This window comes from Desulfosarcina cetonica JCM 12296, assembly GCF_001311845.1.
Classification (GTDB): Bacteria; Desulfobacterota; Desulfobacteria; order Desulfobacterales; family Desulfosarcinaceae; genus Desulfosarcina; species Desulfosarcina cetonica.
Genome location: NZ_BBCC01000064.1, coordinates 12,696 through 31,114 on the forward strand (window position 1 = coordinate 12,696; position 18,419 = coordinate 31,114).

Sequence of the window (18,419 nt, forward strand, 5' to 3'; positions counted from 1 at the left end):
TACTCCAAGCCGCTGACGTTGCCCTTGCCATCGTCAATTACACGGGTCGGGGCGGCAAGGAACTGAAAGGTAATGCCTCGTGCTCGGCGGCAACGATTTCAACCTCGTTGGCCGGCATCTCCTTGCGTGTACGGCGATAGACGAGGTAGACCTTCTCACAGCCCAGTCGCAAAAGCGTTCTTACACAGTCAATGGCGGAGTTCCCACCGCCCACAACGGCCGCGCGTTTGCCGATGGGAATGCGCTTTTCCGGCGAATCCGCGACTGAAGACAGGAAATTGATCCCCTGCCAGACGCCCTTGAGATCCTCCCCAGGAATGCCCAATTTGTAGTCCTTCCAGGCACCGATGCCCATGAAAATGGCGTCATAGCCTTCTTCTCGCAGGCTCTGAATGGTGAAATCACGCCCCAGGCGGGTGTTGTAGTGCACATCAATCCCCAGGTTGAGAATACCCTCGATTTCCCAGTCGAGAACCTTGTCGGGCAGTCGGTATTCGGGAATGCCATAGCGGGTGATGCCACCCAGTTTGGACATGTTTTCATAAATCGTGGGATGATGGCCAAGCGTCGCAGAAAGTAAGCGCAACTGACGCCGGCGGGACCGCCGCCGATAATGGCGACCCGTTTGTCCGTATCCGGGGCGCAGGAAATGGGATAACGGCGGCCGCTGTTCATTTCGTAGTCCGCCACGAAACGCTTGAGCTGGTTGATGGATACGGCTTCATCGTCCTCGATGGCGCGGCGGCAGTAATTCTCACACGGATGCGGGCAGACCCGACCGCAGGAGAGCAGCAGTGGGTTGCGCTCGCGAATGGTGTTGACGGCGCCCTCGTAATCGCCCTCCTTGATCAAATGGATGTATTTGGGAATGTCGATTTCGGCCGGGCAGGTTTGCTGGCAAGGGGCCAGGGCTTGATCCTCTTCGTTGAAGACCAAAAGGCGCTGCGACATACTCTTGACCGAGAGCAGGTTCTTGGGACAGACCGACGCACAGGCCCCGCATCCCACGCACTTGAATTCGTCAATTACCGGGAACCCATGGGGCCCCATGTGGATCGCGTCGAATTTACAGGCCTTGATGCAGTCGCCCATGCCCATGCAGCCGATGGAGCAGACCCGTTTGCCCCCGTAAAGGGTCGCCATGGCGGCGCAGCTCATGGCGCCGTTGTAAATGAACTTGTCGACGGCGCGATCGCCGCCACTGCAGGTGTTAAGTGATTTAATCGGTTCGGCCGTGCCGGGGTCGACGCCCATGACCCCCGCAATATTGATGGCGGATTCGGAATCGGCGGCAACGCAGATTCCCGGGCTGGCCTTGCCCTCGACGATGGCGACGGCTGCCGCGCCACACCCGGCGAATCCGCAGCCGCCGCAGTTGGCACCGGCCAGGAAGTATTCGACCTGGCTGATACGTGGATCCTCGTAAACATAGAACACCTTGGAGGCAACGCTGAGAATGATGCCGCAGGCTGCCCCAATGCCAAGCATGACAAGAATTGCGATGACCACAGGAACCTCCCTTCGATCAGGGGGTGGCGCCTACCCATGCAAACCCATCCCCTTAAGCAGAAAAAATGATAAAAAAACCGTTTGGAAGGACTCAGGTCCCCAAACGGTTTTGGGCATAGTGAAAAGCGATGCGTGTCCCGTCAGGGCATGTGCAACAGCCTAAACCATTCCGCGAAATGCGTAGAAGCTGAGGGAAAGAACCCCGGCCGTTACCAACGCGATGGACGTGTCCTGAAGAGGCTTGGGGACGCGAGCGAGTAAAATGCGTTCACGAACGCCGGCAAAGAGAATTAACGCAAGACCAAAACCGGCCGCATAGCCAAAGGAGGCAACCAAAGACTGCATAAAGCCGAACTCTTTGTCGATGTTGAGCACGCAGACGCCGAATACCGCACAGTTGGTGGTGATCAGGGGCAGGAAGATCCCCAGCCCGGCGTACAGGGCCGGCATGCTTTTCTTGAGAAACATTTCGACGAATTGCACCAGCGAGGCAATCACCAGGATGAAAGCAATGGTTCGCAAGAACTCAAGTTTGTAGGGAACCAACAACCAAGCGTAGATCACCCAGGTGATAACACCGGCCATAACGAGGACAAAAATAACCGCCATGGCCATGCCGGCGGCAGTTTCCATCTTTTTTGATGTGCCTAGGAAAGGACAGTTACCCAGAAACTGCGCCAGCAGAATGTTGTTGACGAAGATGGTGGCAACGATCAGTTCAATATATTCCATGATGATTCCTCAAACTATTTGCTGGGGATAAGGTTCATGGCACAGAGCATCAGGCCGAGAGCGATGAAAGCACCGGGTGCCTGTACGGCAAATCCGAAAGGTTCGAACGAAGATCCAAAAATATTGGAAAAGTGGTAGGGCAGAAAGCCGAAAATGTCGCCTTTCAGCGATCCGGTCCCCAGCAGCTCTCTGACCGCGCCGAGGGAGGCCAGGGAGAGTGTAAATCCCACACCGATGCCGAGTCCATCGGCGGCGGAGGTGGCGATGCCGTTTTTCGAGGCGAAGGCTTCCGCCCGTCCGAGAACAATACAGTTAACAACGATCAGGGGAATAAACACGCCCAGATCCATAAAGAGCGTGTATGCGTAGGCCGCCATCATCTGTTCAACCACAATAACGAACGTGGCGATGATAATGATGAAACAGGCAATACGGACTTTGCTGGGAATCACCTTGCGCAGAAGGGATACCAGAATGTTAGAGCAGAGCAGAACAAAGGTTGTGGCCAGCCCCATGCCGATGCCATTTTTCATGGAAGTGGTCACACCCAAGGTCGGACAGAGACCGAGAACCAGTCGGAACGGGGGGATCTCCTTCCACAGGCCTTTGGTGAATTCAGCAACGATTGATTTGGCCATTTTCGATAGACTCCTTTAATTGCCCATGCTTTTGATTTTTTCTTCCAATTGCGGCTTCAATTCGTTGTACTTTTCGATGGCTTTGGTGACGCCGGCGCATACGGCACGGGAAGTAATCGTGGCGCCGCTAAGCGCGGTGATGTTTCCACCATCCTGTGAAACCTGAACCGGAACGGTCAATGGCTTCCCGGCAAACTGAGCTGAGAAACTGGGATCACTCTTGGCCCGGGCACCCAGGCCAGGCGTTTCCTTGTGAGTGGTGACGGCCACACCGCGCAAGGTCGAATCGGTCATGTTAATCGCGACGACCATGCCGACTTTATCGGCAAACCCGTTGGCGACGGATTCGAGAATTACTGTGTCAGGCTTTCCGTTAAAAACACCGACAAAGATATTGCGCTCGGTTTCACCGTCTTGAATTTTGAAGCGATTTTCAACGGGATCCTTTTCCGAGTCCTTCAAAATGGCACGGATGGCCGGCCCTTTGACCAGATTCATCTCTTGATTTTCGATTTTTGGTCCGGTGAAGTCCTTTAACCAGGATAAACCGCCGCCTGAAACGACACTCAACACGGTTAGGACGACCACCATTTTTATCATTTCGCCCATACTATGCTACCTTTCCAATCGCCTTGGGTCTGATCTTGTCGATCAGAGGGTTTGTCAGATTGATTAGCAATATCGCGAAGATCACGCCGTCGACGTAGGCGCCAATATTGCGAATCAGGACGGTCATGATACCGCCCAAAGCGCCATACAACAGCATGGGAAGGAAATTGACCGGCGATGAGGAACTTTCGGTGGCTAAAAAGAATGCCGCGATTAACGTATAACCGGTAAGCAGATGGAGCATGGGTGGCGCAAATCGAATTGGATCGGCCATGTTGAAAAGCATCGCGGTCAGATAGATGCCGGCGATAAACGAGAGGCTGATTTCCCATCGGATGAATCCGCGGAGCATCAGGTAGATGCCGCCAATCGTAAGTGCCAGGCCGCTGGTGCTGCCCAATGCCCCGACTTGCTTGCCCATGAAAAGGTCCATCAGGTTAAGATTCGCGACAGCCTCGGGACCGAATGCTTTCAGTGTGGCAAGCGGCGCCATGGAAGAGGAGAAGGGAAGGGCGAAGTTGACCAACCCGCTGTCGAAGTCGAGGTAATGGTTGTATGAGAGACTGAGGATGGCGATGGCAAGCACAACCGGATTAAACGGATTGGCGCCGATTCCACCGAAAATCTGCATGCCGATGACGATGGCCAGGAAGGTGCCGATCAAAACAACCCACCAAGGCGTCGAAGCCGGTAGCAACATGGCCAGAAGCAGGCCGACCAGCGCGGCATTTCCATCTCCGACGGTAATTGGGCGGCGCATGGCCCGGTTGAGCAGGAGCTCCCAGAAAATTGCCGTCGACATGGCCATGCAGATGACACCCAGCGCGGGTGCACCGTAAAAGGCGATTCCCGCGAAGGCGGCGGGAAGGGCGGCGATGATGGTGTTGTAGCTTCGCTCGGGAATCCCGCTGCCGTCGTGCCAGAACGGCGCGTGGGATACAATTAGCGTCTTCTTACTGTTCATTCATCTCCTCCGCAGATAGGATCCGGCCTAGTTCGTATTTTGCCAGTTTGATATACTGAAAAATCGGAATGCGGGATACGCACACGTAGCTGCAAAGGCCACATTCGATGCATGAATACAGATCATAGAGATCCGCGCCTTCGGAATACTGCCCGGCCTCGAGAAAACGAACCAGCAGGTTCACCGGAACATTCGCCGGGCAGACGCGTACGCAATCGCCACAGTTGATGCAGGGATAATCGCTGTACAGGGGAATTTCACTTTTGTCCTGCACCATGACGGCATCGGTGTCAGGCCCCACCGGAAGATCTTCGCTGTAAATGGCGTTGCCCGTCATGGGGCCGCCGAAGACGATCTTGTCCTGATCGTTGATTGGGATGTCGAATTTTTTCAACAGATCGCCCACCGGTGTGCCGATGCGCGCCCGGGCAAGGTGCTTGGCGCCTTGCTTATCGATGACGGTGACGGTTTTCTCAATGGGCAGCAGACCACTGTTGAACGCCTGGCCGATGGCGGCAACGGCCTCGGCACGGAGGAAGTGGATCCCCATGGACGAAGGACCGCTTTCGTCCGGAAGCCTGCCCGTGAGGTCATGAAGAATCATCAGCGGCTGGGCATACGGGTACTGGGAAGAAAAAGGCTGAATACGGGCGTCCAGATGGCCGGAGTAGTTCTGCACGCTTTCTTTCGGTACGGCGATGACGATCTCCTGAACGCCGGTGGCTTTTCTCAAGACTTCGATGCCGGCGTTGATGATTTCGATGTTGTTTTTCAATACGTACAGACTGGTATTGATGAGAAGATCGGCGTTCCCGCCATAGATAACGATGGTGTTCACCGGACGGCCTGCGTCCATCAGCGGCGAGAAGTCCGGTTCACCGGGGCCTGCCGAAAGAAAACGCTCTAATGTTTCCAGCGAGGGCTCGGCGGCGAAAGCGGAAAATTCCGGGTCAACATCGTCCTTGCCTTCCGTTTTGATGGTGACAGCCGTCCAGGCCTTGCCGAAATCGGCCAGAAACGGACCGATGGCACAAATCGTCCCGGTGGCCGAGGAGATGGCGCAAACGTCGTCATCTTCCCGTAGAACCAGCCGTTGGCCGGTTTTTACAGGTGTCCCCACCTTCAGCAGGTTGCTGGCCTGCTTGTAAGGTGTCTTGATATAAAGGGTCACCTGCCCGGGGGTCGGGATGGCCACGGGACGGGCAGACGTGTCGGTGGCCAGTTCGTACTTGAAACAAGGCTTGGATAGACCGAAAAATGATCGTTTTCGCATGGGCTCAACCTTTTGTTAGGTCCGCGGTAAGTGTTAAAGGTGCTACAACGGTTTAACGGATGCGATCTGCCCGACTACAGAACATGACATTTGGAGCAGTTTTCCGACCCGGGCTGCGGACCTTTCTCAAACTGCTCATGGCATTCGGTGCATCCCTGGTGGAAGGCATCCGGCCGGGATATCATCTGCGTGTCTTCGATGTCGCTTTCATCATGGCAGTCCAGGCAGCGCTCGGGTTTTGAACCGTCTTCGGCAGGCGCCTGATGGCATTCCGAGCAAGCGATCAGCGCACTCTCGTCATCCATGGGATGATGGTGGCAATCAAAGCAACTTGCGCCATATCCGGATGCGGTGGTGTGGGTTTGGTGGTCAAAAAGGACCTTCCCAGCAGTGGTCTGGTACATGATTCGGATGGGTTCATGAGGCGCTTTGACCGGAAATGCCGCATAGCAAATGATTCCGACAAGCAACAGGTGGATTGCCAGACCGTAAGCAAACAGCAACTGTTTCTTCGACGTCATGTGGACTCGATCCTTTTTGGAATTTAATTGTGATTGTTGTGAAAAGAGTGGGCTAAAAAAATCAAACCATCGACTATCATAATGCACAAAAGCTTTCAAGGCTTTATTTGGATGATCGGCAAGCAGTTGAAAACAAAATACAAAGACCGGTTTCCAAGGCCGACTGAAGATGCTTTGCGCCGATCGTCGGGGCGCTCTTGCAAAGGATTGGGGAAGGGGGCTTGGGGCTTGAGAAGTGACGGCTGTAGTATTCAAGAGAAAATAGTAAAATGGGATCGGAAAGAGAGAAACCCATTTGAAGACGCCGGTTATCACACAGGCCCGCCGTTGCCGGGCACGTCCACCGATGGGAATCGGGCGGTGTCGGTATGGGGCAGAAATTTGGCCGCCGAAAAGCGGTTCATGAATTCCTGGTTTACATTCAGTTCCATGTAGGTGATGCCGTCACGAATGTGCTTGACGCGATCGAAGCAATCCGGTTCGCTCAATACCCGCGCGGCACCGCCAAGGGAACTGTTGCCCAGACTTTGATAGCGCGGCAGGGGCAGATCGGGGATCATGCCGATGGTAATGGCCGATTGCGGATCGATGTAGGCGCCGAAGGTGCCGGCCACGAAAAACGTTTCCAGCTCTGCCTGGGCCATTCCGACACTGTTGGTAATGGTTTCCAAAATGGTGTACATGGCTGCCTTGGAACGGATCAGACTGTCCAGATCGGCTTGGGAAATACATAGGTCCGCGCCGGTTCCCGAGTCGCTGGCGGGAACGACGATCAGATGGGCCAACTCATCCTTGAGCAGGAACCGCTTGGCGCAACGTTCGGGTCGCAGCTTGCCGCGGATATCGATCATGCCTGAACGGAAAAGAGCGGCGGCCAGGTCGATGACGCCGGAACCGCAGATCCCCCGGGGCGGCTTTTCTTCGATGGTGTGAATATCGAAGGCGAGCGTGGTCGGGTCGATGCGGATGCGGTCGATGACCCCTGGCCCGGCCGTGGTTCCCATGCGGGTCACCCCCCCCTCCAGGGCCGGGCCGGCCGCGCCGGCACAGGCCATCATCCAGTGTCGGTTGCCCAGGATCACCTCGGCGTTGGTTCCCACGTCCACGAGAATGGCCGTCTCTTCCCGCTGGTCCATGTCGCAATACAGCACGCCGGCGATCAGATCGCCGCCGAAATAGCTGCCCACATTGGGGAACACCAGCGCACGCGCGTTGGCGGCAACGGCCAGTCCCAGATCACCCGCCTTGAGGACGCCGGGCTGGTTGACCACCGGAATATATGGCTCCCGGATGATCCAACGGGGATTGAGGCCCAACAGCAGGTGGGTCATGGCGGTGTTGCCGGCAATGGCGACCAGATGAATGGCATCGGGCTGGATGCCGCTGGCTTGGCAAAGCCCGTCCAATTGGGTGTTGAGACCCTCGATGATCAGACGGTTCAGGCGCGTCAGGCCATCGGGCGTTTCCGCGTAGTGGATGCGCGTCAATACATCCGGCCCCACGCTGATTTGGGGATTGTCGAAGACGCGTTCGCCCATCGCTTGGCCGGTTTCAAGATCGATGAGACGCAGGACCACTCGGGTGGTGCCGAGATCCACGGCCAATCCGCAGAGGGTTTCACGCGCATCGCCGGCGGTCAGATGGACGAGGCTGCCGGTGGTGCGGTCGACTTTGAATGTCACGGCCCGTACCTGGTAGTTCCACTGGCGCAGCTGTTCGGGAAGCGGCTGCAACTGATCGAGGCCGATCGTCATCGTCGTTGTTCCGAGGGCCTTGTTGAGGGCCAGGATCAGACGGTCCGCATCGGCGGTGTTGTCTCCCAGCGACGGTGGGGTCAGGGCGATATGTTTTACCCAACGGGTATCGGCGGCAGGTGTCATCGGTTCTCCTTGAGCGGTGCGAAAGCGATCACGGGTGGCGTGGCATGGATGTCAGGGGGTGGCCAACCGCTGCCGGATGGTGCCGACGAGCCGAGGAAGAATCGTGCCGGCGGCCCCCATGAGCGGCAGGTGGCTGATCCGCTGGGTAAGCGATGTGGGCTCGGGGTTGATCTCGATGACCACGGCGCCGTTATCCCGGGCGATGAAGGGCATGCTGGCGGCCGGTTGCACCGTGGCCGAGGTGCCGATCACCAGCATCACATCACAGGCGGCCGAGACTTGCTGGGAGCGAAACAGCGCTTCGTGGGGGATCAACTCGCCGAAGAAGATGCAGTCTGGGCGCAGAAAACCGCCACAACCGCAACGGGGTGGGATCTCGGAGAGGTCCACCTGGGCGGTTTCAATGGCCCAGTCGCAGGACTGGCAGTGCATCCTGCGAAACTGCCGTGGAATTCGATCACATCCCGGTTGCCGGCCCGCTGGTGCAACCCATCCACGTTTTGGGTGATGACCGTCTGGAGGATTCCCAGCTGCTCGAGATCGGCGAGTCCGGTGTGCGCGGCATTGGGATGTGCCTTGTCCAGAACCGTTTTCATGTTTTTGATCAACGTCCCACACGGTTTTCGGATCTTCCAGAAAGGCATCGATGTGGGCGTATTTCATGGGGTCGATTTTTTCCCACAGACCGCCCTTGCCCCGGAATGGCGGAATGCCGCTTTCAACGGAAATTCCCGCGCCGGTCAGGGCAACCGCCTTTTTGGCCTGGGTCAGGACATTGACGGCATTTTCGAACGAATCGGACATCAGCATCGTTTTCAAGCAGATTTTTAGAGGGTGAAGGTCATATCCCGGCCCACGGCAAAACATTCCAGGGACTGGCCCCGCTTGGCGATAATCGATCGGCAGGCGGCGACAATCGCATCCACCTGGTCGTCGGTGCGTTCCTGGTTGAGATGGAACAGGCCCAGGCGTTTCACACCGGCCTGAAAGGCCAGTTCGAGGGCATCGGTGTAAGTCGAGTGCCCCCATTCGATCAGCCGGCCGTACTCTTCGGGAATGTACTCGCCGTCATGAATCAGCAAGTCGGCCCCGCGGCAGAAATCCACATAGTTTTGGAATGGCAGCCCGCCGGGATGAACGAAGCCCAGCTCATTGTCCGTGATGAAGACGAAAGACTTTCCGTCTTCAATGAATTTGTAACCCTTGCCCGTGTTGGGGTGGCTGATGGGAATCGGCACGACCGTGGCCGAACCGATGGTGAATTCCGCCGGATGCCCCTCTTTCCAGACGATTTTGGCCTTCAGATCCGAGTAGCGTACGGGAAAATTGGGCGGTGCCATGACTTTGGAAAACATGCTTTGCATGAATTTTTTGTGAAACGGCGCCCGGTGCATGTGGATTTCGGTGCGGCTGAGAAACAGGGGCTTGAAAAAGGGGAACCCCATGAGATGATCCCAATGGCCATGGGTGAGCAGGAAGTTGTAGTGGTAGCGGTTCTGCTCGATGAGATGATTGCCCAGGCGCCGGATACCGGTGCCGGCATCCACGATAATGATGTCGTCGCTGGTGGTGTGGATCACCATGCAGGTTGTGTCACCGCCGTACTTGATATACTCCTTCCCGGAGACGGGGATGGATCCCCTGGAGCCCCAGCACGTGATGACCATGGTCAATCTCTTTTGCCTCCGCCGGTCTATCCGTTTCCCCTCTGTCCGGTTTCCCCGTAAAAAGTGGACCAGATGCCGTCTCGGTTCCATCGTTTGAGCAGCTTCACCGGCAGACCGGCCAGCGTCGATTCGACCCGGGCAGCTTCACTGCGCATCAAACCGGAAAGGATGAAACGCTTTTTTTTCAAAAACCCTGTGGTGTCAAGCAGGTTTTTCATGACATCATAATGGATGTTGGATACCACAAGATCGCTCGTAAAGTCTATAAATTTCTCGGCATCTCCTTGGGTCACAAGTACTTGGCCGCCCAGCTGATTGAGCCTTACATTGCGTTCGGCGGTTTTTGCGGCAAGCAGGGTCAAATCGACGGCGAGCACTTTCGGGCAACCCAGGCGGGCGGCGGCCAGGGCCAGCAACCCGGTGCCGGTACCCAGATCCAGGGTGGTTTCCACGGAACCGGCGGCAAAGGCCAATTCAAGGGCTTCCAGACAGTCCTGGGTGGTGGGATGGGTTCCCGTGCCGAAGACCACGCCCGGATCGAGAACGATGGTGTCGTCGTCGGGCGCTGGCAGCATCGAACCAGGGGGGCGTGACGGTAAACCGGCCGATGCGGCAGGGCACGATATCGCCGCCCTGCCACTGGGCGTAGGTCATCTGGTAGTGGTCGATCAGGGTGACGTCGGGTAGACTGGCGGCGGTTTTCTCCACCAGCGCCAGATTCGGCCGCGTGAAGAAAAGAAAGGAAAAATCCCCTTCTTCCCAACATCCCAGATAGTGCTGCGGCTGGAAGTCCCGGCCGGGTCGAAACCGCCCCGACAGGTAATAGATATACAGATCCGCATAGGGGTTGGCGGCAGGGGGCAGGGGCATCGGTTTCAATTGCCTGTTTTGCGCGTTCATCCTATTTGGTTTTTGGCAGGGTATCGAGATACCACTCCATGGGGTTGATCAGCCGGTATCCCATGGCAGTCAGCTTTTTCTTGATCCGAGCGACATTGTTGGTCAGCAGGTAGGGGAACACGGCGCGTTTGCCCTCCTCCCAGGTGCGGGCCACCAGAACGCTGCCGAAGGCGATATTCTCTTCGGTGATGGCATCGACGATGCGTTTCATCTGGCCGACCTTCTGCTCGACTTCGATGCACAAAAGGTGCCCGGTTCGTGGATGCCCAGCACATTGACGAACGCGCGCAAAAGATCCCGCACCGAAAGAATCCCCTTGAGCTTGCCGGCTTCGTCGACAACCGGAAAAGCCCCGACTCTTTCTTTCTGGATGAGCAACAGGGCATCCGGAAGGGTGAAGTTGGGGGAAATGGTCTTGGGGTTGTGGGTCATGATATCGGCCACGGTCAGTTGGGCCAGCTTTTCGGTCTCTTCGGCGGTGGCCTGGTTTTTGATCATGCTGTAAGGCATGGCGCTGCGGATGTCCCGATCGGTGACGATGCCGATCAGACGCTGGTCGCTTTCGATGACGGGCAGGTGGCGAATCCGGTTGGCGGCCATTTTTTCCTGGGCCTCAAAAACCGATGCATCCTTGTCGATGGTGATGACTTCTGAAACCATGGATCGGCTGACAAACATGTTATCCTCCAAACAGTGGGGGGTTAGCAAAACGATGCCATCGCCTGGCGTTTGGCATCAGCCGCCAAGCAAGATCCTGACATGGTCGGCGGCCAACTCGCCCAGCCGCTCCAGGCAGTATCCGCCCTCCAGAACCGACATGACCCGTCCGCCGGCGGATTGATCGCCCAATTTCATGATCGTTTCCATGATCCATGAGAATCCTGCGCTGGATAGGTTGATGTCGGACATGTCATCGTCTTCGTGACCGTCAAATCCGCTGGAGACAATGATGAATTCCGGTTTGAACCGTTCGAATGCCGGTAAGAGGTCGCTCTCGATCAGCTTCCGGTAATCATCGTCTCCCTGGCCCGGCAGAACCGGCGAATTTTTTGTGAATCCATAGCCCAGCTCGGTCCCTTCCTCGAACTCCCGGCCGGTACCCGGAAAGGCGAAGGAGGGGTGCTGGTGAATGGAGTAGTAAAAGACCGTCGGATCTTCCTCGAAAATCGCCTGGGTTCCATTGCCGTGGTGAACGTCGAAATCGATGATGCCCACCCGGTGGACGCCGTGGGTTTGCTGCAGATAGCGTGCGGCAATGGCCACGTTGTTGAAATAGCAGAATCCCATGGCCTGGGCCCTTTCCGCATGGTGCCCGGGCGGCCGGACGGCGCAAAAGGCGTTGTCCAGCTCGCCTTCCATGATCCGCCGGGCCACGTCAATGACCCCGCCGACGGCCAGGAAAGCGGTTTCGTAGGTATCCACGCACATTTGGTTGTCCGGATAGTCAAAGGTGCGGTTACCGGAGAGGCAGACCTCTTCGAAGCGCCGGATATAACTGGTCGAATGGACGCTATCAATCCATTTGAGATCGGCGCGCACCGCCGGGAGAAGAATGAGGTGGTCCAGAAGGCCGGCGGCCTTGATGCCATTATACATGGCGGTGAGGCGGTCGGATGTTTCCGGGTGATAGGGTCCCGTATCATGGAGCAGGTACCGGTTGTCGTGCAAATAGCCTGTTCGTTTCATCGGCGTCCTTTCCGGTGCTTCCGGCCGGTGCTTCCGGGGGTTGACGATTTGCAACGGGTTGCGACTGCCGTTACGGGTTTCAGGGTGCCGTGGATGCGGGTGGCGGTGACGCGATTACGGGATGATCCGATCGAAAATCGCGTAGGCGGCCTTCATGGCCGGGTTGTCGGCATCCAGATCAACCGTCGGGCGGCCGGTCAGATCGAATTCGTAGACCTCCTCGTCGGCGGGAATCACCCCCGCCAATTCCAAACCGCTGTCGACAATCATGGTTTTTACTTCGTCATCCGGTTCGCTTTTGGCCTGATTGATGATGATATAGCTCTTGCCGATACCCAGTTTCAGGTCGTTGGCCAGCTTCTGGATTCGCAGGCCGGCCTGCAATCCCCGGCGCGAGGTGTCGGTGACGATCAGCAGCACGTCCACATTTTTGGTGGTCAGTCGACTGAGATGCTCCATGCCGGCTTCGTTGTCCATGACGAGGTAGGGATAATTGCCGGCCAGCCGTTCCAAAAAACCCGTCAGGAGGGTGTTTGCGGCGCAGTAGCAGCCGGCCCCCTCGGGTTGCCCCATGACCACCAGATCGAAACCCGTCTGCTCCATGACGGCCTGTTCCAGCTTCATGGATATGAACACGTCCTTGGTCATTCCGCTGGGAACGATGCCTTTTTTCATCTCTTCCCGGGCATTGCCCAGGGTCTCGGTGACTTCCAGGCCGAGAACTTCGTTCAGGTTGGCGTTGGCATCGGCATCGACAGCCAGTACAGGGGCTTTGCCGTGGTTGACCAGATATTTTATCAACATTCCGGAAACAGTGGTCTTTCCGGTTCCGCCTTTTCCGGCCATGGCAATGGATACGGGCATGGTAAAGCGCTCCTTTCCGCAAGCAAGGGGGGTGGGTAGGTCACCGCCTTTTTAACAGCGTTTTAGATAATGTTGCCATGATTAGGACAGCCGGCGGCAACAGTCAAGGGGATTGTCCCGACGCGCAGGCGCGGCGCTTTGCCGCTCGGGATGAAGAATCGCGCGGCATCCTGCCGCAAGGACGATCGCCGGCAGTCGCGCTAGGCCCTTGTCGAATGGGATTAGCCGTGGACGAGGCGCAGAATTTGGTGTAAAGCAAACCCCATAGATAGGCACTTCACCAATGTCAAAAAAGGAGATACCGATGTTCGATCTGGTCAAAAAAAGCATGCTTGCCGGTGTCGGCCTGGCCCTCAAAGCCTGGGACGAAGTCGAAGACATGGCCAAGGAGATGGCCGAGCAGGGCAAGATGACCGAAACCGAAGGCCGCAAGTTTATCGACGAGCTTCAGAGCCGTTACGAGGAGACCCAGAAAAAGCTTGAAGAACGTGTGGAACGTAGCGTCAAGGAACTGCTCAAGAAGATGGATGTGGTGACCCAGGACGAACTCAAGGGGCTCAAAAAAGAAATTCGCGATCTGAAGAAACTGATCAGCAATCAGGACGACGGGGAAACGTCCTGATCCGCGGCGCATGATCAGCATTCGAAAAATCGGCGTGATCGGCCGAACCTATCGGAACCTGAACCGTTACCGGCAGATCTTGTCCGTATTACTCAAGTACGGATTTGATAACATCCTGGAACTATTGAGGATCGATCAATACATCGAGCTCGGTTTCCAGATGCTGACCCGCCATCGCACGGAGCGTGAAGAACGCCATACGCGGGCCGAGCGCGTGCGCATGGCCATCGAGGAGTTAGGCCCCACATTCATCAAGATGGGGCAGATCCTCTCCACTCGTCCCGACCTGGTGCCCGTCGACTTCATCCAGGAACTGTCCCGGCTGCAGGACAAGATCCCCTCGTTCTCGATCGCTGACGTTCGTCGGATCGTGTACCAGGAAACCGGTCAATCCATCGACGACCTTTTCACCTATTTTGATCCCGCTCCCCTGGCCTCGGCCTCCATCGGTCAGGTGCACCGCGCCCGTCTGTTGGACGACGAAGAGGTCGCCGTCAAGATTCAACGGCCGGGTATCCGCAGGATTGTCGAGGTGGACCTGGAGATCATGCTCCATCTGGCCACCCTGGCCGAGCGGCACATCGAGGAGCTGGCGCACCACCGGCCGGTCAAGATCGTCGAGGAGTTCGCCCGATCCATTGAAAAGGAGATGGATTACACCCTGGAGGCCACCAGCATGGAGCGCGTGGCGCGGTCCTTTCTCCAGGACCCCACGGTTTATATCCCCAAAGTCTATCGGGAAATCACCACCCAGCGGGTGTTGACCACCGAATTTATCGACGGCATCAAGGTTTCACGCCTGGACGAGCTGGATGCGCAGGGTTTGGACCGCAAACTGATCACCCGTCGTGGGGCCACGATTCTGCTCACCCAGATTTTCGAACACGGCTTCTTTCATGCCGATCCGCATCCCGGCAACTTGTTCGTTCTGCCCGAGAATGTCATCTGCTTGCTCGATTTCGGCATGATGGGCACCGTGGACCGCAACACCCGTGAACTCTTCGTGGAACTGGTGGATGCCGTCGTCCGGCGAGACGAGCCACGCACCGCCCGGGTGCTGCTGAAGCTGACCCTGTGGGATGAGGAACCGGACATGCGTCTTCTGGGCAAGGACGTGGCCGATTTCATGGGGGAGTATCTCTACCGGCCGCTCAAGGAGATCAAGATCGGCAAATTGTTGCAGCAAATGCTGGATCTTGCTTCAAGGCATCGCCTGCGGATTCCCCCCGAGATTTTTTTGATGATGAAGGCCATCAGCACCGTCGAGGGCGTGGGTCTCACGCTCGATCCTGATTTTGACATGCTCAAGCATTCCGAACCGTTTATCCGGCAGGTCAAGTTGTCCCGTTTTTCACCCAAGCGCCTGAGCAGCGATGCGGTGAGTCTTGCCGGCCAATATATGGATTTTCTCCAGGAGTTTCCCAAAGACTTGCTGGAGATCACCCGCAATATCCGGCAGAAGAAATTCACTTTCATGCTGGAATTGAAGAACATGGAGAACATGCTGGCCACCCACGACCAGATCAGCAACCGTATCTCCTTTTCAATTATCATCGCGGCCCTGATCATCGGCTCGGCCCTGATCGTGATCTCCAAGACCCCACCGCTAGTTTATGGCATTTCGCTGATCGGCATTATCGGTTTTCTCACCGCCGCCATTCTTGGCATCTGGCTGTTGGTGGCAATCATCAAGAAGGGTAAGCTTTAGCTTTAATCCACGAGGACGATCTGCCCTGGAACAATGGTGCTCCGGGCGGTCAGGTGATTAATTTTCAGAAAGCGATCGAGGGACATGCGGTGTCTGCGGGCGATGAGGGACGCATTCTCGCCCTTTTTCACCCGGTAGGTTTTGGATTTTTGGACCGATCTGGCGGCTTTGCTGCTCGTCGACGGCACCCGCAGCGTTTGGTTGATGCTCAATTTGGTTCCGGAGAGTTTGTTCCTCTCCTGGATTTGGCGAACGGTCGTGCCGTAGCGGTTGGCGATATTCCAGAGTGAATCACCGCTTTTTACCACGTGTTTGCGATTCCACTCCGCAGTTTTAGGCGCGCTTGCCCGGTATGCGGTTCTGGCACTTTTGCTCCGGGGCACCTTGAGGGTTTGGCCAACGACGATCCGGCCGGCGCGTCTCAGTTTGTTCACCGCCAGCAATTGCTTGACAGTCGTATGATATTTTCGGGCGATGCCGGAGAGCGTCTCACCGCGTTTGACGCGATGATAGGCGAATCTCGCGTCCGGGGCGGTGGCGGCTGGGGCGCCACGTAAATCGGTACCTGATTGATGGCGGAAAGCAACAGCTCCGCTTTGCCAACCGGTACCCGCAAGGGGTAGCGGGCATCCGGCAGCACGCCGTAGCGCAATTCGGGATTCAGCTCCTTGAGGGTCGCGAGGGAAACGCACAACGGCGTTGTCAGATCCTTCAGGTGGACCTGGCGATGGACGGTGACGGTCTTGTACGCCATGGGTGGATACGGCGTGATTTCGGCAAGGCCGTACTTCTCGGCATGCTCAATGACCTGCAGGGCTGCCAGGAATCTTGGCACGTAGCGGGCGGTTTCATGGGGCAGCCGGTCGTAAAGGTCCCAGAAATCGTCGAGATAATTGATGTTCTGGGTCCGGATGACATGCAGCACGCGGCCCTCGCCGCAGTTGTAGGCGGCCAGTACCGTCGCCCAGTCGCCAAAGATGCCATGCAGTTCCTTGAGGTAGGCAATGGCGGCATCGGTGGATTTTTCGAAATCGATGCGTTCATCAATATAGTGGCTGCGCTTGAGACCGAATTTATATCCCGTGGACGGAATGAATTGCCAAAGTCCCAAGGCCCGGGCGGGAGACAGGGCATGGGCCTTGAAACCGCTTTCGATCAGGGCAACCACGACAGTTCCTTTGGCAGCCCGGCGGCTTCCAATTTACTGACGATGAGGGCCGATACTTTCCGGAACGCCGATAGGCTTCAATGAAGAATTTTTTTTCCGGCCCGTTGAACAGATCGATCTCTTTTTGGACCTTCGCGTTGAGGTAGCGGGGAATTTCATTATGGTTGCCGTTGACCACAATATTGCGCGAGGCATAAATCTCCAGGATTCGTTTGGAGATCAGGAAGCGCAAATCCTCTTTTTGCTGGATAATCTTGTCCGGGCTGTCTGGACGAACACTCAGGATCAGCGCGTAGGCCTTGTCAAGCGCTTCCAGGGCACTTTCCAGCTCGCCTTTTTGCCAATAATCCTGGGCGGCGTCACAGTAGTCCAGGGCATCGTCAAGCTCGTGCTGGGTGCTGTGAAGGGGGGCGTCGTCCTCCTCTTCGGCGCCGGTATCCTCCGTATCGGCGTCATCGGGTTGCAGATCCCCTGAAAGATTCTCACAGGCCGATCGCTCGGATGAACCGGATTCATCGTCATGGCGCGGTGAAGGCGCGATCAACGGCTGATCGCGGCCCGAAGTCGTTTCGATGGGCGGCTGGGACGTCTTGGAAACGGCGTCAACAGGTTGATGGGCGCATCCATAAAGCATGAAAAACAGGATGCTGACGCAAAGTCCGTGACGAATCAAACAGGATTGGCGTGGCAATGTGGGATCCTTTTGTCAAACAGTCGCTTTGGATAGGCGACAAGCGGCATGGCCATGGCCAAAGCCGCTTGTGTGTAGGCTTCTTAAACGTTATAGGTCTTAAACCTTAGCTGCGCGGTTTTGTCAAGTTGGGAAGGACACGGCACCCGGGCAACCGCATTCGGATTACATGTCGATCATGGACGCGTGATGGAAAACGACGGCCCTGATTCAGTCCATGAAAAGAAAAAATATGCAGGGAATGTGAATTTGGGCTTGAAATTGTATCATCAAGGGTGTAAAAGACGACGTTTCAATCAATCGCATCGGAAAAAGATGCCATATTCCGGTGGATGGGTTGCGTTCTTTTAGAATTATGTTGCCAGCGTAGCTCAGTTGGTAGAGCTACTGATTTGTAATCAGTGGGTCGGGGGTTCGAGTCCCTCCGCTGGCTCCAGCGCAAGAGTCGCTATAACGCTACAAATGGTGGGGTTCCCGAGTGGCCAAAGGGAACAGACTGTAAATCTGTCGGCGATGCTTCGGAGGTTCAAATCCTCCCCCCACCACCAAATTATTGTAAGTGCTTGTAGGAGATCGTTAACCCAGAAGATCGATATTTAACTACATGGCTTGCGACGCCGCTGCTAACGTCAGCATGATGATCGTGCTGAAATGCGTTGATCCCGGTGTGATGCGTCCTTTAATGCGGGAGTAGCTCAGTTGGTAGAGCTTCAGCCTTCCAAGCTGAATGTCGCGAGTTCGAGCCTCGTCTCCCGCTCCATTGTTTCCATGCGCCGGCATTCATCCACCGCCTGCCATAATATCGTTCTTTTCTGTTGTGTTTTCTAAGCCCACGTAGCTCAGTCGGTAGAGCGCTTCCTTGGTAAGGAAGAGGTTCATCGGTTCAATTCCGATCGTGGGCTCCACCTTTTTTAGATTTTAAAGTCCAACGCGTTCGAACGAAAAATCATATAGCCTGAATTGTCCATCCATGGGAGGTTTTAAAAA

At 56.2% G+C, this 18,419-nt stretch carries 21 protein-coding genes, 4 tRNA genes and 1 pseudogene; 6 read left to right on the forward strand and 20 right to left on the reverse strand.

From position 1 onward, the window contains the following. Positions 1-37 precede the first annotated feature (37 nt). The 17 genes and pseudogenes from JCM12296_RS49085 to JCM12296_RS15585 all read right to left on the reverse strand — a co-directional run bounded on the left by JCM12296_RS49085 (position 38) and on the right by JCM12296_RS15585 (position 13,243). Positions 38-535, reverse strand: a complete 498-nt coding sequence (locus tag JCM12296_RS49085) for an FAD-dependent oxidoreductase (protein ID WP_306304036.1) — start codon at positions 533-535, stop codon at positions 38-40. 191 nt (positions 536-726) lie between these two features. Then, positions 727-1,488 (reverse strand): annotated as a pseudogene (locus JCM12296_RS49090) (4Fe-4S dicluster domain-containing protein); the annotation flags it as partial. 180 nt (positions 1,489-1,668) lie between these two features. Further along, complete coding sequence (locus JCM12296_RS15520) at positions 1,669-2,241, reverse strand: electron transport complex protein RnfA (protein ID WP_054694840.1); 573 nt, start codon at positions 2,239-2,241, stop codon at positions 1,669-1,671. Between the two features lie 14 nt (positions 2,242-2,255). Then, positions 2,256-2,879 (reverse strand): electron transport complex subunit RsxE, encoded by a 624-nt coding sequence (rsxE, locus tag JCM12296_RS15525; RefSeq protein ID WP_054694844.1) that lies wholly within the window; start codon positions 2,877-2,879, stop codon positions 2,256-2,258. Between the two features lie 15 nt (positions 2,880-2,894). Continuing rightward, on the reverse strand, positions 2,895-3,488 hold the full coding sequence (gene rnfG / locus JCM12296_RS15530) for an RnfABCDGE type electron transport complex subunit G (RefSeq protein ID WP_054694847.1): 594 nt from the start codon (positions 3,486-3,488) through the stop codon (positions 2,895-2,897). A gap of 1 nt (position 3,489) precedes the next feature. After that, on the reverse strand, positions 3,490-4,452 hold the full coding sequence (locus tag JCM12296_RS15535; RefSeq protein ID WP_054694850.1) for an RnfABCDGE type electron transport complex subunit D: 963 nt from the start codon (positions 4,450-4,452) through the stop codon (positions 3,490-3,492). After that, positions 4,442-5,725 (reverse strand): 4Fe-4S dicluster domain-containing protein, encoded by a 1,284-nt coding sequence (locus JCM12296_RS15540; protein ID WP_054694853.1) that lies wholly within the window; start codon positions 5,723-5,725, stop codon positions 4,442-4,444. Before JCM12296_RS15540 ends, JCM12296_RS15535 begins: the two co-directional genes overlap by 11 nt. Positions 5,726-5,799: 74 nt before the next feature. Then, positions 5,800-6,561 (reverse strand): cytochrome c3 family protein, encoded by a 762-nt coding sequence (locus JCM12296_RS44635; protein WP_246804386.1) that lies wholly within the window; start codon positions 6,559-6,561, stop codon positions 5,800-5,802. Then, positions 6,558-8,126: an ASKHA domain-containing protein gene (locus JCM12296_RS15550; RefSeq protein WP_054694859.1), complete on the reverse strand. Its 1,569-nt coding sequence runs from the start codon at positions 8,124-8,126 to the stop codon at positions 6,558-6,560. Before JCM12296_RS15550 ends, JCM12296_RS44635 begins: the two co-directional genes overlap by 4 nt. A 51-nt stretch (positions 8,127-8,177) precedes the next feature. Continuing rightward, a complete protein-coding gene (locus JCM12296_RS50540) occupies positions 8,178-8,930 on the reverse strand; it encodes an SIR2 family NAD-dependent protein deacylase (RefSeq protein ID WP_246804387.1) in 753 nt (250 codons plus the stop codon). A gap of 23 nt (positions 8,931-8,953) precedes the next feature. Then, the gene (locus JCM12296_RS15560; protein WP_054694862.1) at positions 8,954-9,793 is read right to left on the reverse strand and encodes an MBL fold metallo-hydrolase; all 840 of its coding nucleotides are present in this window, start codon (positions 9,791-9,793) and stop codon (positions 8,954-8,956) included. A 26-nt stretch (positions 9,794-9,819) separates the two neighbouring features. After that, a complete protein-coding gene (locus JCM12296_RS15565; protein WP_083456182.1) occupies positions 9,820-10,368 on the reverse strand; it encodes a 50S ribosomal protein L11 methyltransferase in 549 nt (182 codons plus the stop codon). After that, positions 10,268-10,663, reverse strand: coding sequence for a hypothetical protein (locus tag JCM12296_RS38380; RefSeq protein ID WP_157067647.1), 396 nt, complete (start codon positions 10,661-10,663; stop codon positions 10,268-10,270). Before JCM12296_RS38380 ends, JCM12296_RS15565 begins: the two co-directional genes overlap by 101 nt. 31 nt (positions 10,664-10,694) lie before the next feature. Continuing rightward, the gene (locus JCM12296_RS44640) at positions 10,695-10,904 is read right to left on the reverse strand and encodes a hypothetical protein (RefSeq protein WP_246804388.1); all 210 of its coding nucleotides are present in this window, start codon (positions 10,902-10,904) and stop codon (positions 10,695-10,697) included. Next, positions 10,901-11,371, reverse strand: coding sequence for a CBS domain-containing protein (locus tag JCM12296_RS15575; protein WP_246804391.1), 471 nt, complete (start codon positions 11,369-11,371; stop codon positions 10,901-10,903). Before JCM12296_RS15575 ends, JCM12296_RS44640 begins: the two co-directional genes overlap by 4 nt. A 57-nt stretch (positions 11,372-11,428) precedes the next feature. Then, positions 11,429-12,379, reverse strand: a complete 951-nt coding sequence (locus JCM12296_RS15580; protein ID WP_054694871.1) for a histone deacetylase family protein — start codon at positions 12,377-12,379, stop codon at positions 11,429-11,431. A 114-nt stretch (positions 12,380-12,493) separates the two neighbouring features. Beyond that, positions 12,494-13,243, reverse strand: a complete 750-nt coding sequence (locus JCM12296_RS15585; protein WP_054694874.1) for an ATP-binding protein — start codon at positions 13,241-13,243, stop codon at positions 12,494-12,496. 304 nt (positions 13,244-13,547) lie between these two features. Between JCM12296_RS15585 and JCM12296_RS15590 the strand changes: the two genes are divergently transcribed. Further along, positions 13,548-13,865 carry a phasin family protein gene (locus tag JCM12296_RS15590; RefSeq protein ID WP_054694877.1) on the forward strand — a complete coding sequence of 106 codons (318 nt, stop codon included), beginning with the start codon at positions 13,548-13,550 and terminating at the stop codon, positions 13,863-13,865. A gap of 10 nt (positions 13,866-13,875) precedes the next feature. Further along, positions 13,876-15,573 carry an ABC1 kinase family protein gene (locus JCM12296_RS15595; protein WP_054694881.1) on the forward strand — a complete coding sequence of 566 codons (1,698 nt, stop codon included), beginning with the start codon at positions 13,876-13,878 and terminating at the stop codon, positions 15,571-15,573. A gap of 2 nt (positions 15,574-15,575) precedes the next feature. Here the strand turns inward: JCM12296_RS15595 and JCM12296_RS44645 are convergent, their stop codons facing one another. Genes JCM12296_RS44645 through JCM12296_RS39910 form a run of 3 tightly spaced genes read right to left on the reverse strand, consistent with a single transcriptional unit; the run spans position 15,576 to position 17,375 of the window. Continuing rightward, a complete protein-coding gene (locus JCM12296_RS44645) occupies positions 15,576-16,007 on the reverse strand; it encodes a LysM peptidoglycan-binding domain-containing protein (RefSeq protein WP_246804393.1) in 432 nt (143 codons plus the stop codon). After that, entirely contained in the window at positions 16,004-16,741 is a 738-nt protein-coding gene (locus tag JCM12296_RS44650) for a lytic transglycosylase domain-containing protein (protein WP_054694887.1), read from the reverse strand. Before JCM12296_RS44650 ends, JCM12296_RS44645 begins: the two co-directional genes overlap by 4 nt. Next, entirely contained in the window at positions 16,647-17,375 is a 729-nt protein-coding gene (locus JCM12296_RS39910; RefSeq protein ID WP_172683921.1) for a hypothetical protein, read from the reverse strand. Before JCM12296_RS39910 ends, JCM12296_RS44650 begins: the two co-directional genes overlap by 95 nt. 417 nt (positions 17,376-17,792) lie before the next feature. Between JCM12296_RS39910 and JCM12296_RS15615 the strand changes: the two genes are divergently transcribed. From JCM12296_RS15615 to JCM12296_RS15630, 4 genes are all read left to right on the forward strand, one after another. Beyond that, positions 17,793-17,868, forward strand: a tRNA-Thr gene (locus tag JCM12296_RS15615). A gap of 28 nt (positions 17,869-17,896) precedes the next feature. Beyond that, a tRNA-Tyr gene (locus JCM12296_RS15620) sits at positions 17,897-17,980 on the forward strand. Between the two features lie 136 nt (positions 17,981-18,116). Next, a tRNA-Gly gene (locus JCM12296_RS15625) sits at positions 18,117-18,192 on the forward strand. Positions 18,193-18,260: 68 nt separating this feature from the next. Further along, a tRNA-Thr gene (locus JCM12296_RS15630) sits at positions 18,261-18,337 on the forward strand. Positions 18,338-18,419 lie beyond the last annotated feature (82 nt).